This is a genomic window from Burkholderia sp. L27(2015), assembly GCF_009765705.1.
Classification (GTDB): Bacteria; Pseudomonadota; Gammaproteobacteria; order Burkholderiales; family Burkholderiaceae; genus LMUX01.
This window is the reverse complement of record NZ_LMUX01000009.1, coordinates 66,340-80,326: the sequence shown is the minus strand read 5'-3', so window position 1 is coordinate 80,326 and position 13,987 is coordinate 66,340. Positions and strand designations below refer to the sequence as shown.

The 13,987-nt window shown below is 57.8% G+C and carries 8 protein-coding genes; 1 reads left to right on the top strand and 7 read right to left on the bottom strand.

Features of this window, described 5'->3' with window-relative positions:
* Positions 1–477 precede the first annotated feature (477 nt).
* Together GSQ77_RS05120 and GSQ77_RS05115 are read right to left on the bottom strand one after the other, a co-directional pair.
* Positions 478–1,758: a hypothetical protein gene (locus GSQ77_RS05120; protein ID WP_158899722.1), complete on the bottom strand. Its 1,281-nt coding sequence runs from the start codon at positions 1,756–1,758 to the stop codon at positions 478–480.
* A gap of 1,395 nt (positions 1,759–3,153) precedes the next feature.
* Positions 3,154–3,417 (bottom strand): helix-turn-helix domain-containing protein, encoded by a 264-nt coding sequence (locus GSQ77_RS05115; RefSeq protein WP_158899720.1) that lies wholly within the window; start codon positions 3,415–3,417, stop codon positions 3,154–3,156.
* 90 nt (positions 3,418–3,507) lie between these two features.
* Here GSQ77_RS05115 and GSQ77_RS05110 point away from each other — a divergent pair, with 90 nt between their 5' ends.
* Positions 3,508–3,765, top strand: coding sequence for a hypothetical protein (locus tag GSQ77_RS05110; RefSeq protein WP_158899718.1), 258 nt, complete (start codon positions 3,508–3,510; stop codon positions 3,763–3,765).
* Positions 3,766–3,797: 32 nt separating this feature from the next.
* On the opposite strand, the gene GSQ77_RS05105 is transcribed toward GSQ77_RS05110, so the two are convergent.
* The 5 genes from GSQ77_RS05105 to GSQ77_RS05085 are packed head-to-tail and all read right to left on the bottom strand — an operon-like array spanning position 3,798 to position 13,855.
* Positions 3,798–5,330, bottom strand: coding sequence for an efflux transporter outer membrane subunit (locus GSQ77_RS05105; protein WP_158899716.1), 1,533 nt, complete (start codon positions 5,328–5,330; stop codon positions 3,798–3,800).
* 44 nt (positions 5,331–5,374) lie between these two features.
* Positions 5,375–8,500, bottom strand: coding sequence for an efflux RND transporter permease subunit (locus GSQ77_RS05100; protein ID WP_301951139.1), 3,126 nt, complete (start codon positions 8,498–8,500; stop codon positions 5,375–5,377).
* Positions 8,497–11,877 carry an efflux RND transporter permease subunit gene (locus GSQ77_RS05095; protein ID WP_158899714.1) on the bottom strand — a complete coding sequence of 1,127 codons (3,381 nt, stop codon included), beginning with the start codon at positions 11,875–11,877 and terminating at the stop codon, positions 8,497–8,499. Before GSQ77_RS05095 ends, GSQ77_RS05100 begins: the two co-directional genes overlap by 4 nt.
* On the bottom strand, positions 11,874–13,100 hold the full coding sequence (locus GSQ77_RS05090; protein WP_158899712.1) for an efflux RND transporter periplasmic adaptor subunit: 1,227 nt from the start codon (positions 13,098–13,100) through the stop codon (positions 11,874–11,876). Before GSQ77_RS05090 ends, GSQ77_RS05095 begins: the two co-directional genes overlap by 4 nt.
* Positions 13,097–13,855, bottom strand: coding sequence for a TetR/AcrR family transcriptional regulator (locus tag GSQ77_RS05085; protein ID WP_216854856.1), 759 nt, complete (start codon positions 13,853–13,855; stop codon positions 13,097–13,099). Before GSQ77_RS05085 ends, GSQ77_RS05090 begins: the two co-directional genes overlap by 4 nt.
* Positions 13,856–13,987: the final 132 nt, after the last annotated feature.

Here is a 13,987-nt window from a genome sequence, read left to right as displayed (position 1 = left end):
GGGCCAGAAGAAACGGGTGGTCTCGAATTCCTTCCAAGTGATGCGAACGTGTTTCCGTGTAGACGAGATCTGATATGTCGGCATCAGGTCTCGCAGACCATCCCTGACCGAAAGCGTGACTCCAAAAGCCTAAAGACTGGCCATCACGCTGCCCGCGGGCTCGCCGTCCAGGGACATGCGTCGCTGAAGCACCGAAATTGAAGCCCTTTGCTCAGCAATGACGATGGCCTTAGCCTTGTCCGGCAGACGCGGCGAGCAGGCGGTGCCGGGCATGTTGATGCCTAGGCGGCTACATTGACGTAGCCGCCCCCCGGAAGCGCTGATCGTCGCGAATGGATTGCAATAGGGGATTGTGCACGGATAAGCGCGCTGCTTACCGCGTTTTGTGAAACCTCATGTCGTGTTGAGCGAGTGTATCTGCTTGTGATCTGCTAGCTAGCAGACGAATCAATGTGCTGGTTCGGACGGAGCGGCCTTCTAGCCAATGTCGAAGTCACTGAGGTCCGCAATGCCGTTCGCGCTTGTTATCCGGGTGAGTATTGCTGCAGCGGACACTTCATGGTTTAGAAACCGGGAGAAGGCTTGGAACAGATCAATGGTTGACACTAAAGACACCCCAAATTGCTTCGCCCTCTCTATAACATTGGCGGGAAATACGGGCTTGTCTTTTGTGTCCCTCTCACACGGCGGCAGGTCACGCCAAGCATTTCCGAACAGAATTCCCTTCCCGGGCGTGAGCTCGTCTTCCTCATACTTGAGCACGTAGTCCTGAACTTGCCGAAGATGCTGCAGAGAGATGCTCTTCGAGACGCCCTTACATTCTGCCAGGAACACAGCGTCATCCACCTCCATGACAAACTCTTCTTGAGAATAGCGTGCCGGCTTGATCGTCGCACCCAGAAGCGTTAGGCACTCGGCTACCAGCTCTTCAAGTTCGAAGCTCGAAACGTGTAGCAACCGCTTAAAGCGCTCCATTTTTGCTTTCTCGGCTAGTTGCTGCTCGACTTGAGTACCGAGTGTGGCTATCTCTTGCCGAAGTCTGGCTAGACGCGCATCGATCGGGGACACTGACGCCATCGAAATAGATGATAGCCAGTCCGGGGCGCTCTCCGATTGAGGTTTACCTAAAAGATCCACCAACGTCGTCGCGACGATCAAATGCGGTTCGTCATTTGGAAAGTGCGGTAATACTGTTACCGACCCGGGCCAATCGTGCCGTTCGCCCCGGATTGGCGTGTAATACGTGTATTGCGCGGCCAATATCCCCTTCGCACGATTCAACGCGTATGGTCGGTACTCAAACGCCAGTTGTGCAAGCCCTTGTGACAAGATCATCGCCAAAACTTGACCGGGGTTATTCGGATGCAATCGATACACACAGTCCCATGACTTGAGTCGGCTGAGGAGCCCATCAAAATCGTCGCTGATTTTCTCGATCGTGTCGCCTTTTTGGGCCAACGACACGATTGGCACCGGACACCATAACCATTGCGCATCTTCGTTGGCGTCATTAGAAAGGGGCGGGGCTCCCAGAACGACAAGTTCGCCGTCCGATTTCAAAAAATGCGAAAAGGTATGCTGCAACTCAAATAGCGTCTGTCTTCCGATATTAGAAATCGTCTTACTGTCTAGGCTTGGCAAAAAAAGAACCACAGTGTCGAAGTCTAAGACGTTCACAGAGGTCAAATTCGGCCATAGCACCGCTGTCGCATGATCGTGCCGCAGAGACCCTACAACCAGTGTTTTCTTCTCATCCATGGGAATGGGATCTTGTGACGCAGGATTGGAAACGCGAACACTCTTTTCAGTGAGGTCCCCCCTAAATACATTTATGCCCGAGCCAAAGCTTTAGATTGAGGAGTTTTGAGCCCTAGAAGAGCTCTACGAGCCCATCCAATATAGTTATTTCACTGGAACCGGGAATTCGATGTTGATGCTACAAATTGAATAAAAAATCCAGCTTGTTCGACGTTATGGTGTCGATAGTAACCGCCTCTATCTTACGACCTTTTTTATCGCTCTGGCACGGAAGTCCTGTAGCGATCACGGCCAATTGTGTCGCGACGGATGACCCATCAAATTTCATTTCGTCGGACACTCGAAACACCTAAGGTGCGGGGCACTAAACGTCTCCTTGATGCACGGATTCAATCGGTCGGTCGCGGCCATCTCAGTTCTAGGCTCGACGGCGGAACGATATCGGTTAAACCTACACTTTATTCGCTATCACGAGCCCTCCACATTATGATAACTGTTCCACTCATGCACTTGTCCAAAGCGCTAAGCGAGGCAGATACTTGACTGACGTCTACGGATGGTGAATTTCGTCAGATACCCTCGCCAGCATCGACAAGTTCCTACAAGAAGTTCATCACGGATGATGGTATTTCTTGGCGATCATCGCACTCGCCTTTTTATCAGCGGCGTCATAACTCACCCCTTGTCAATCAAACTTAGGTTGATATCTTGAAAATCCTTGTAAATGGCCACATTTTTTGTGTCACGACATGAGCTGGATCAGCCACAGATATTGCTCACATTTTTTCCGTCGTCCCATACTAAATGTTTGAGATTCGGCCTTAGGAGGTATGCGCAGCTTCTCGAAACATTGCACCCCGCGATTGCGTTATGTCGGTAACCCCTCGGCGTGCTACTACTTTGCCATCAGTCACTTGATTTGAAACTTGGCGAAGGTCTTCATGTTCAGCCAGCCCTCAGGTTTTGGTCTGGGTCTAATGTGTCCAGAGCGGCGGACCAGCTTCGAAGTCGCGACGTAGTAAACATACCAAAACTATCATGGCAAAGTAGAGCGTCACTGGGGACGACCCTTGGCCCCCGAAGCCGCCGTTGATGTGATGCTAGCTTCTCAATGTCCGAAGCGTGTCGTACAGCGACATCCGCCTTCGGCATTAGCCGACTGCCATCAGACGGCGCGGATTTTCTCGTTCGGATGTTCCAGACACGCTGAAAGCGGACATTCGTCGAAGGATGCCGCCGACGGCTGCTCGGCCGTTAGGATCGGTCGAAATGAGCAGGAGCCCCTTCCACTGTGTTTCAACTCGGGTTGGCCAAATTGCAATCAGGCGAAGCTGAAAATCAACACCAGATCATCAAAGCGCCCAATTCGACTGCGTCAGAGCGCAAACCTCGCCCCTACCGAGGCAACGTCTTCGCTACATCCGTCACCGCAATAAACTTCCTCATCACCGCAAGCGGATCAGCGCCGAGCGCAACCGTGATCTCAAGAAATTCCACAAGATCCAGGCGCCTGGCCCCGCTCTCGTATTTCGAGACGAACGCCTGTGGCCGACCGATTTTTTCGGCGACATCCTGTTGCAGCAAACCATGCTGTTTGCGCAGGTCGCCAAGCACTTTGGCTAGGATTTGGTAACGGGGATCATGTAGAGGGTGGGCCATGTTGTGGATTCTATGGTCCGAGTGTTAATATTCCATATACGCATATAGAATATATGCACACAATAGCTCGACACCCAGAGGACAGCCATCATGAGCCAGCAACTTGATTTCGCCGAAAACTTCGCCCACGCCACCCAAATCCCCGTCAACGGCCCGCTCTATATCCGTACCACACCCGCCGGCGCCTTAGAAATCCTCTGCTACCAGGAGCTAGGCCACACAGCCATTTCTACGGTAGTCCAATTCCACCCCGACGCCGCAGGCCAATTGGTCTACGATCTCAGCGAAAGCGTCAAGAGCGGTGCCATACAGCTCTCCATCACCAAAGAAGCCCCTGCCGTTCAGTGACTCGCGCGACGTTAAGCTCCCAATGTTCCACCTTACCGCGTGGAAGCCACATCCTTTTCCAACGGCAATTGAGTCGCGTCCCACCCGCCCCCCAATGCTTCGATCAACTGCACGCTGCTGGTCATCTGCTGGACCCGCAGCGTCACCATGGATTGCTGGTCAGAAAACAGCGCAGTCTGCGCCACGTACACGTTCAGATACGTATCCACGCCAGTCCTATAGCGCACCGCCGCAAGATCGTAATAGTGCTGAGCCGCGGCCACCACATCGCGTTGCTGCTCTAACTGCGTAGCAAGAATCCGTTGCGCGGCCAGATAATCCTCAGTCTGCTGGAAAGCCGTCAGCACAGCCTGACGATACGCCGCCACATCACCCTCATATAGCGCCTTGTACTGCGCAACCGTCGCGGTACGCAATCCCCCATCGAACAACGTTTCGGACGCTGACGGCCCGATAGAAAAAAACCTCGCCGGCCACGCAAACCAGTTTGCAAGCGTCGGGCTTTCAAAGCCAGCGGACAACGAAATGCTAATAGTCGGATAAAACGCCGCCGTCTCCACCCCGACCAACGCATTAGCTTCAGACATAGTGCGCTCAGCCGCCGCAATATCCGGGCGCCGCTGCAAAAGCTCCGACGGCACACCAACCGGAATCACCGGCACAGCCGTAGTCAGCGGCCGCGCCGGTAACGAAAACGACGAAGCCGGCTGCCCAACCAGCAACGCAATCGCATGTTCATACTGAGCACGCGCAATGCCAAGATTAGTAGCAGACGCCTCCGCAGTCTTCAGATTGAGCTGCGCTTGCGCCACCGACTGCGCGCTATCTATCCCCGTCCTTCCCAGCACCTGCGTAAGCTGAAGACTTTTCCTATACGCCTCGATAGTCCGCTCATTCAGCGCGATCAATTCATCCTGCCCGCGCAACTGGAAGTAATCCTGCGCAAGGCTCGCCTGCTGGCTAAGTCTTTCGTTAGCAAGATCCGCCGCGCTAACCTGCGCGGCGTTGGCAAACTCCTTCACCGTATTGCGTATACGCCCCCACAGATCCGGCTCCCACGAAACATCAAGCGGAAAGTCGTAGTTATTGCTGGTAGTCCTGAGCCCAGCCAGCGACGTCGCGGAGCCAAACAGGCTCGTGGCGCCCCCGCTCGACACAAGCGGTGACCCAGAGCGAGTGAACGACGGTTGAACCGTCGCGGTCGGCGCATAACTCGCACGCGCCGCGCTGACCTGCGCCCTCGCCGCCATATAGTTCTGATAAGCCTGCGCTATATTTTGATTCGAGCTGTTTAGCTGGTCCTCAAGCGCATCGAGTTCCGGCTCCTTATAGATCTTCCACCACGCTCCACGCAGCGCAGCATCTTGCGGTCTCGCTGGCGCCCAGATCGTTCCGTCAGGCGCTACCGCAACCGCCGCCTCCTTGAACGTTGCGGGCGTAGCAACCGAAGGACGAACATACGCCGGCCCCACCGTGCAGCCTTGTGCCAGCATCAATGCCAAGAGCACGGAGGCCCCGCACCGGAAGCGTGCGATGCCGCCGTTCCATTCCACTCGCTTGTTCATGATGTGCAGTGCCATATAAGTCATAAAAACCACAAAGCCATGAGCTACTGTTGCGCCGGATATCGGCTAGCTACGCCACGCCTGCGCCCTCGCCAGCGATGGAACCACTGGCTCATCCGATCGAAATAAAGATAAATCACGGGCGTGGTGTAAAGCGTAAGAATCTGGCTAAAGATCAACCCGCCAACAATCGCGATACCCAGCGGACGCCTAAGCTCCGACCCAGCACCATGTCCTATTGCGAGCGGCAACGCGCCCAACGCCGCAGCCACGGTCGTCATCAAGATAGGCCGAAACCGCATCATGCAAGCTTCAAAGATCGCTTCCTCAGTGCTCTTGCCTTCGAGCCGTTCCGCCTGCAACGCAAAGTCGATCATCAGAATCGCATTCTTCTTAACGATTCCAATCAACAAAAAGATACCGATCAACGAGATAACATCGAGTTCACTATGGAACAGGATCAACGCGATCATCGCCCCGACACTCGCCGATGGCAGCGTAGTCAAAATGGTGATCGGATGAATCAAGCTTTCATAAAGTACGCCCAACACGATATAAATAGTGAGGATCGCACCCAGCACAAGAAACGGTTCGCTCGCCAGAGAGCTCTGGAACGCTTGCGCGGTCCCTGCGAACTGCGTCACGATATTCGCGGGCGTACCAAGCCGCCGCTGCATCTGAGTAATCAGCGCCGTTGCCTGCCCCAGCGACACACCGGGCGCGAGATTGAAGGAAATCGTCACCGAAGGAAAGAACGACGAGTGGTTGACCGACAGCGGCGAAACCGACGGCTTCGCGGTAGTAAACGCACTCAGCGGCACAGCACCGGTGCCCGACGCATGCACGTAAGTCGAGTTCAGCGTAGACGGCGAACGCAACAGCGGAGGGCTCGCTTCCATCACCACGTAATACTGATTGAGCGACGTATAAATGGTCGACACCTGCGATTCGCCGAACTCGTAGTAGAGCGCGTTATCGATCAGTTGGGGAGTAATGCCGAACCGCGCCGCCGAGACCCGGTCGTAATTAAGCAGTATCTGCAGGCCGCTGTTCTGCTGATCGGTCGTGACGTCCTTGATCTGCGGCATCTTCTGCATCTCGTGATAGAGCGTGGGAGCCCATACGCTCAATGCATCGACCGTATCCGCCGAAAGCTGGTACTGATACTGCGCGTTGCTTTGCCGGCCGCCCACGCCTATATCCTGCGCCGCTTGCAGAAACGTCGATGCCCCAGCGAGCGCGTTAAGTTTGGGACGCAGCCTGTCCACGACTTCAGTGGCCGTAACATCCCGCTCGGCCCGGGGCTTGAGCGTGAGGAACAGGAAGCCCGAGTTGCTCGCGCCACCGCCCGCGCCACCCTGTCCGCCCGTAAACCCCGCTACGTTCTCGACCGCCGGATCTTGCTGCGCCACGCTCTGGATTGCCATCAACGACCGGTTCATCGATTGGAAAGAAGCGTCCTGCGAACCCTGGAAGCCGCCGAAAATGGTGCCCGTGTCTTGTTGCGGAAAAAGCCCCTTGTTCACTTTTCCGGCGAGGACCACATTGAGCACGAGCGTCAACACCAGGCTCATGACCACGATCAGCGGATGCCTGATAGCCCATCCGAGCGTGGTGCGGTAACCCGAAAGAATAGCGTCGAACCCGGCTTCGCTTACCCGATACAACCGGCCATGCGCTTCTTCTCGGGTCGGCTTGAGGAGGAATGCGCACATGGCTGGAGTAACCGTGAGCGAGACCACCATCGAGATGATGACCGACGTAGCCAGCGTGTACGCGAATTCATGGAACAAGCGGCCCGGAACCCCGCCCATAAACAAAATGGGCACGAACACCGCAATCAGCGACAAGCTCATGGCAATGACGGTGAACGCCACTTCCTGAGTCCCACGCAGCGCGGCGCGAAAACTCGGCACGCCCTGTTCGATCAGCCGCGTGATGTTCTCCATGACCACGATGGCATCGTCGACCACAAAACCAGTCGATACCGTCAGCGCCATCAGCGATAGATTGTCGAGCGTATAACCTGCCAGGTACATAACAGCAAACGTGCCGATCAGCGACACCCCCACCGCCACGCCCGGAATCAGCGTGGCGCCCGGGCTGCGAAGGAACACGAACACCACCGCAATCACCAGCAATACCGAAAGCGCAAGCGTGCGTTCCACGTCGTTGACCGAGGAGCGGATCGTGGTGGTCGTGTCCAGCATCAATTGCAGGTGATCGGTTGCGGGAAGCGACGCGCGTATGGCCGGCAGTTGCGTCTTGATCCGGTCCACTGTCTCGATCACGTTCGCGTTCGGCAGCCGGAAAACCAGCAAGATCACCGACGGCTTGCCGTTCACATAGCCCGCCGAGCGCAGCGTTTGCACCGAGTCGTACACGTGCGCGACATCGCTCAGGTGTATCACCCGGCCGTTGCTCGTGCCCACGACCACCGGCGCAAAATCCTTCGCTTTGGAAATCTGGTCGTTTGCCGTGATGTCCGCGGTGGTCATGCCGTCACTGAACTGCCCCTTGGGACGGTTCGAGTTCTGCACCGACAAAGCCTGCGCCACGTTTTGCGTACCTATGCCATAGCTGTTGAGCTGCGTAGGATTAAGGTCCACACGCACAGCCGGCAGCGAGCTACCCACCACCTGCACCTGGCCCACGCCTGGGAGCTGCGCGATTTTTTGCTCTATGACAGACGAAGCGATGTCGTACAACGTGCCCCGGTCGGTCGTATCCGAGGTCAGGTTCAGGATCATGATCGGCGCGATGGACGAATTGATCTTCCTGTACGTTGGGTTGGATGGCAAGTTGGCCGGCAAGTTCGTGCGCGCCGCGTTGATCGCCGCTTCCACGTCTCGGGCGGCGCCATCCACGTCACGACTGAGATCGAATTGCAGCGTCACCGATGTCACGCCCAGGGTGCTCGAAGACGTCATCTGCGTCACCCCTGCAATGTGACCGAACTGGCGCTCGAGCGGCGTTGCAATGGAAGATGCCATGACCTCGGGACTGGCGCCCGGCAGCTGCGCGGCTACCGTGATGGTCGCGAAGTCTATTTGCGGGAGCGAAGCGACCGGCAACTGCTTGAACGCAATAGCGCCCGCAATGACAATGGCGAGCGCCAGCAGGGTCGTCGCCACCGGACGCTTGATGAAGGGCGACGAGATATTGATCACGTTTCATCGACCGGTTGCTGTCCGAACGAACGCGCGCCGCGTGGGCGGAAGCGCTTCGCTAGGGCATCGAAGAAAACGTAGATCACCGGCGTGGTATAGAGGGTCAGCGCCTGGCTCAGCAGCAGGCCGCCGACCATCGCGATCCCGAGCGGCCGGCGCAATTCCGCACCAATACCCGTGCCGAAGGCGAGCGGCAATCCGGCAAAAAGCGCGCACAGCGTGGTCATCAGGATCGGCCGGAAGCGCAGTTGCGACGCCTCGAAAACTGCCTCGACCGCGCTCAATCCACGCGTGCGTTGTGCGTCGAGGGCAAAGTCGACCAGCATGATGCCGTTCTTCTTCACAATGCCGATCAGCAAGATGATGCCGATCGCCGCGATGATGCCCAGATCCTCGTGGAAAAGCCGCAGCGCAAGCAACGCCCCCACACCAGCGGAAGGCAAGGTGGACAGAATCGTGACCGGATGAATGAAGCTCTCGTAGAGGATCCCCAGGACAATGTAGACCGCAACGAGCGCGGCGAAGATCAATAGCGCCTCGTTCCCGCCAAAGGTTTCGTAGGCCGCCGCTGTACCCTGGAAACTCGACTGCACGCTCGCCGGCATGTTGATTTCGCCCTGTGCTTTCTGGATCGCCGTGACGGCCTGGCCTAGCGACGCGCCGGGGGCTACGTTGAACGAGATCGTCACCACCGGAAACTGGCCCTGATGAGAAATGCTCAAAGGCGACGCATGGATGACGAAGTGGCTGAACGCGCCCAGCGGAACCGGAGTGGGCGCCGACGTCGAATTATTCGAGGAGCCGCCTGACGAGCTGCCTGACGAGCCGCTGGATGAGCTGCTGGACGAACCGCCGGATGAGCCACCTGAGGACCCGTTTGACGAACCGCTCGAGCCAGAAGAAGACGAGCGCGGCGATAACACCGTCGCGGGTGTCGCCGCCGAGAGGCTCTGCGCGGTCGAGGCGACCAGCGTCGAGACCGTCCCGACCGAACTCAGCGAGGTCCGCCCCGATGTGCTCTGCGCGGCGCCTGCACTGCCGGAACCCGTGCTTCCCTGAATATAGATACGGTTGAGTTGAGATGGATTGCTCTGGAACTCGGGCAGGGCTTCCAAGATCACGTGGTACTGATTCGACTGCGTGTACAACGTGCTGATCTGGCGCTGGCCGAATGCATCGTAGAGGGTGGAATCGATTTGATCAGGCGTGATGCCCAGGCGCGATGCCGTCGCCCGGTCAAAGGTCAGGGCCGCGCTCACGCCGTTGTTCTGCTGGTCGGTCACCACATCGGCCAATTGCGGCAAGGTCCGCAGTTTGGCGACCACACGCCCGGTCCATTCATTGAGCTCGGCCATATCCGGGTCTTCGAGCGTGTACTGATACTGCGTGCGGCTCACCCGGTCATCAACTGTCAGGTCCTGCACAGGCTGCATGAACAAGCGGATGCCCGGCACATTGCCCAGCCTTTTTTGCAGGCGATCGATCACCTCGCCGGCGCTCACGTTGCGTTCGGCATACGGCTTCAGGTTGATCTGGACGCGGCCACTATTGAGCGTGGTATTGATCCCGTCCTGTCCGATGAACGATGACAAGCTCGCCACCGCCGGGTCCTTCAGTATCTCGGCCGTCAACTGCTGTTGCTTGCGCGCCATGGCCTCGAACGATATGGATTCCGGTGCTTGCGACACGCCCTGGATGATTCCGCTGTCTTGCACCGGGAAGAAACCCTTCGGGATCTCGATGTACTGGAATACGGTCAGGATCAACGTGGCCAGGACCACCAGGAGCGTCGCGCGTTCGTGATCCAGCACCCAGCGCAGGCTGCGACCATACGCGGCAATGATGCGGTTGTAGCGGTCCTCGCTCCATCGGTAGAACCGGCTTTGCTCTTCAGGCGGCTTGTGACGCAGCAGACGCGAACTCATCATCGGCGTCAGCGTGAGCGACACCACCCCGGAGATGAGCACCGTCACGCTTAGCGTCACCGCGAATTCGCGAAAGAGCCGGCCGACTATCTCGCCCATGAACAGCAGCGGAATCAGCACCGCGATCAGCGAGATGGTTAGCGAAACGATCGTGAAGCCAATCTGGCGCGATCCTTCCAGCGCCGCTTCCATGGGCGACATGCCCTTTTCAAGGAAGCGCGATATGTTCTCGATCATCACAATGGCATCGTCGACCACGAAGCCGGTGGCAATCGTGAATGCCATCATGGTCAGGTTGTTGATGCTATAGCCCAGCACATGCATGACAGCCAGCGTGCCTACCAGCGACAGTGGCACGGCGACGGTCGGAATAAGGGTCGCCGCTACGCTCCTGAGGAACACGAAGATCACCAGGATGACCAGGCAGATCGTGAGGAGTAGTTCGAACTGGACGTTCTTGACCGACGCGCGGATCGTGGTTGTGCGATCCGTGAGCACGGTGGTTTCCACCGATGCAGGCAGCGTGGCCTTCAACTTGGGCAATAGCGCTTCGATCTCGTTGACCACGGCGATCGTATTGGCACCCGGTTGCCGCTGGATATTGACGAGGATCGCCGGCGTGTCGTTCTTCCACGCTGCGAGCTTCGCGTTTTCGATACCGTCGGTAATGCGGGCCACGTCGCTGAGCATGACGGGCGCGCCGTTCTTGTAGGCAACCACGACATCGCGAAAACCCGCCGCCGAAAGCAACTGGTCGTTGGCATTGATCTGGAACGCCTGCGCAGGGCCGTCAAACGTACCCTTTGCCAAATTGACCGTCGTGCTGGTGAGGGCAGTGCGCAGGTCTTCGAGGTTCAGGCCGTACGAGGCGAGCGCGACGGGATTGGCTTGGATGCGCACCGCCGGCTTGTTGCCGCCGCTGATCGTGACCAGGCCCACGCCGCTCAACTGGGAAATCTTGGGCGCGAGGCGCGTGTCGACCAGGTCTTCTATGGCCGATAAGGGCATCGCCTTCGAAGTCAGCGCCAGCGTGATGATGGGGGCATCGGCGGGATTCGATTTGCTGTAGACCGGCGGAGTAGGGAGGTCGGTCGGCAGGTAGCTGTTGGCCGCGTTGATGGCGGCCTGCACCTCCTGCTCCGCCACGTCGATATTGAGCGAGAGCGCGAATTGCAACACGATCACCGAGCTTCCGTCGGAACTCGTGGACGTCATTTGCGACAGACCTGCAACCTGGCCGAACTGGCGTTCAAGCGGCGCGGTCACGGCCGAAGCCATCACGTCCGGGCTCGCGCCCGGGTAGAAGGTCTTCACCTGGATGGTCGGGTAATCCGCTTCGGGCAACGCCGAAATCGGCAGGCCCGGCATGGACGCGAGCCCGATCACCAGGATGGCGATCATCAGCAGCGCCGTAGCAACCGGCCTGACGATAAAGAGTCGGGACGGACTCATGACTTCGAGCCGGCCTCTATGCTCGCGGCCGAACTGGCGGGCCCAGCAGGCTGCGGCCCCGCTGCCTGCTGCACGGTGACCTTGGAGCCATCCTGGAGCTTGTCGAAGCTGGTCGCCGACACCACATCGCCATCGACAACGCCGGTTAAGGCGGCCATATCGTTTTCCGTGGACAGCTCCGTCACGTTACGCATCTTCACGGTATTGCCGCTCACTACGTAGACGAACGCCTGGGTGCCATTGCGCTGCACCGCCGCCGTGGGCAGCAGGACCACGTTCGTCAGGGTCTTGACCAGCAGGCGAGCGTTGACGAACTGATTGGGATAGAGGTTCAGCCGGGCGTTGTCGAACTGGCCGCGAAAACGCACCGTGCCCGTGGAGGTATCGATCTGATTGTCGAGCGTCAGCAGCTTGCCTGTCGCAATCTTCGTTTGCTGTGAGCGATCGAAGATATCGACAGGAAGCGACGCCCGCTGCAAGATTTCATCGTGGACCTGTTCGAGGTTGTCTTCCGCCACGTTGAACACGACCGTAATCGGCTGCAATTGCGTAATGACGGCGATCGATGTGGAGCCACCCGCGAACATCACGTTGCCTGGGTCCACAAGGCGCAAACCGATCCGCCCTGAAATGGGCGCGGTTATATGACAGTAGGCCAGCTGGACCTCTGCATAGGCCACTTGCCCTTCGTCGTTCTTCACCGTCCCGCGAGACTGCTCGACCGCCTGGACCTGGTCGTCGTAGGTCTGGCGCGCGATGGCTTGCTGATCCGACGCTTCCTTGTATCGGGCCAGGTCCATCACAGCCTGCGCCAGCACGGCGCGGTCGTGCTGCAAGGTGCCTTGCGCCTCCTGCAACTGCGCCCGGTAGCTGCGGGGGTCGATGTCGATCAGCGGGTCGCCACGGCGCACCATCTGCCCTTCCGCGTAATGAACCGCTTCCACCGTGCCGTTGACCTGACTGAAAATATTGACTGTCGCAACCGGAGTGACGGTACCGAGCGCCTCGACGTACAAGCCCATGTTGCCCAGACGCGCCGTCGCCGTACGGATGGTGACGGGCTGAGGTTGATCCGCTGCATCGCCGGCACCGGTCTTCGGCTTTCGGGTGACAACCAGCGCCACGACAATGACCAGCAAAATCGCGATGCAGATCAGCACCCAGTGCCGACGGCGCACAGGTGCGCGCTGTCCCGCGTTGACCTCAGGATCGACTTCATTCATGTTTGCTTGCACCTTTTTGGAGTTTCGCGCTTATCCGGCGGAATAATTGCCATGCCACGAGCGAAGAAGACGGCGTATCCATCGATCAACTTGTCGATCTCCGCTTGTCCCATCTGCAGCAGTTCGCGATGCACGAAGCCCAGTTGAAAAATGAGGCTCAGCAGTAGCTCGGTCATCACGTCCATATCGAGCCGCGGATCAGCGATGCCGGCCTCTACACACCGCAATAGCCGTTCCTTGAGGGCTTTCTGGACATGTGGACGCGTCGATATCCGTTGTAAATCCGACTGGAACGTACGGTCCAGCAATAGGCGCGAGAAGACGATGCGAAGTCTCTCCGAGCGTTCGGCTATGACTGAAATGCCATGCTGCAGCACCTCGCGCGCCTCCTGCTCCATGGACGAGCACAGCGGCCGTCCGAAAAACTGGTCTCGACGCTCGCTGTCTTGCTGCTTGAGGACAGCAAGAAGCAGCCCTTCCTTGCCGTTGAAGTAGCGCTGGATCAAGCCCTCCGAACAGCCGGCCGCCTCGGCAATGCTTCGGGTCGTGGCCTTTTCATAACCTCGTTCGGCAAACGCGACGGCCGCAGCCGCAACCAGTTCATCTTCGGTGGCCTGCCTGTCGCGCTGCCGGATTTTGGTCGCTGACGCGAGTTGCGCTGGAGGTGCTTTCACAGGGAATTCGTTTGTATGTGTTTGATCACATACATTATGGGAAGAGGGTGTTTCAATGTCAAATTGCGTCGCGGTAGCCACACTCACTGGGCTGCGCAGTCAAGCGAAGCGCACACGTTCGGCCCGATGGCCACAACCCTACATCAAACCCTACATCCAACCCTACACTTTTGTTTACATTTCTATATAAATCAATCGATTAATGTGTAAACT

What these genes read in the sequence shown, in the direction of transcription:
- GSQ77_RS05095 (WP_158899714.1), bottom strand. Translation starts at nt 11,877, where the DNA reads ATGAGTCCGTCCCGACTCTTTATCGTCAGGCCGGTTGCTACGGCGCTG.
- GSQ77_RS05115 (WP_158899720.1), bottom strand. Translation starts at nt 3,417, where the DNA reads ATGGCCCACCCTCTACATGATCCCCGTTACCAAATCCTAGCCAAAGTG.
- GSQ77_RS05090 (WP_158899712.1), bottom strand. Translation starts at nt 13,100, where the DNA reads ATGAATGAAGTCGATCCTGAGGTCAACGCGGGACAGCGCGCACCTGTG.
- GSQ77_RS05120 (WP_158899722.1), bottom strand. Translation starts at nt 1,758, where the DNA reads ATGGATGAGAAGAAAACACTGGTTGTAGGGTCTCTGCGGCACGATCAT.
- GSQ77_RS05110 (WP_158899718.1), top strand. Translation starts at nt 3,508, where the DNA reads ATGAGCCAGCAACTTGATTTCGCCGAAAACTTCGCCCACGCCACCCAA.
- GSQ77_RS05105 (WP_158899716.1), bottom strand. Translation starts at nt 5,330, where the DNA reads ATGAACAAGCGAGTGGAATGGAACGGCGGCATCGCACGCTTCCGGTGC.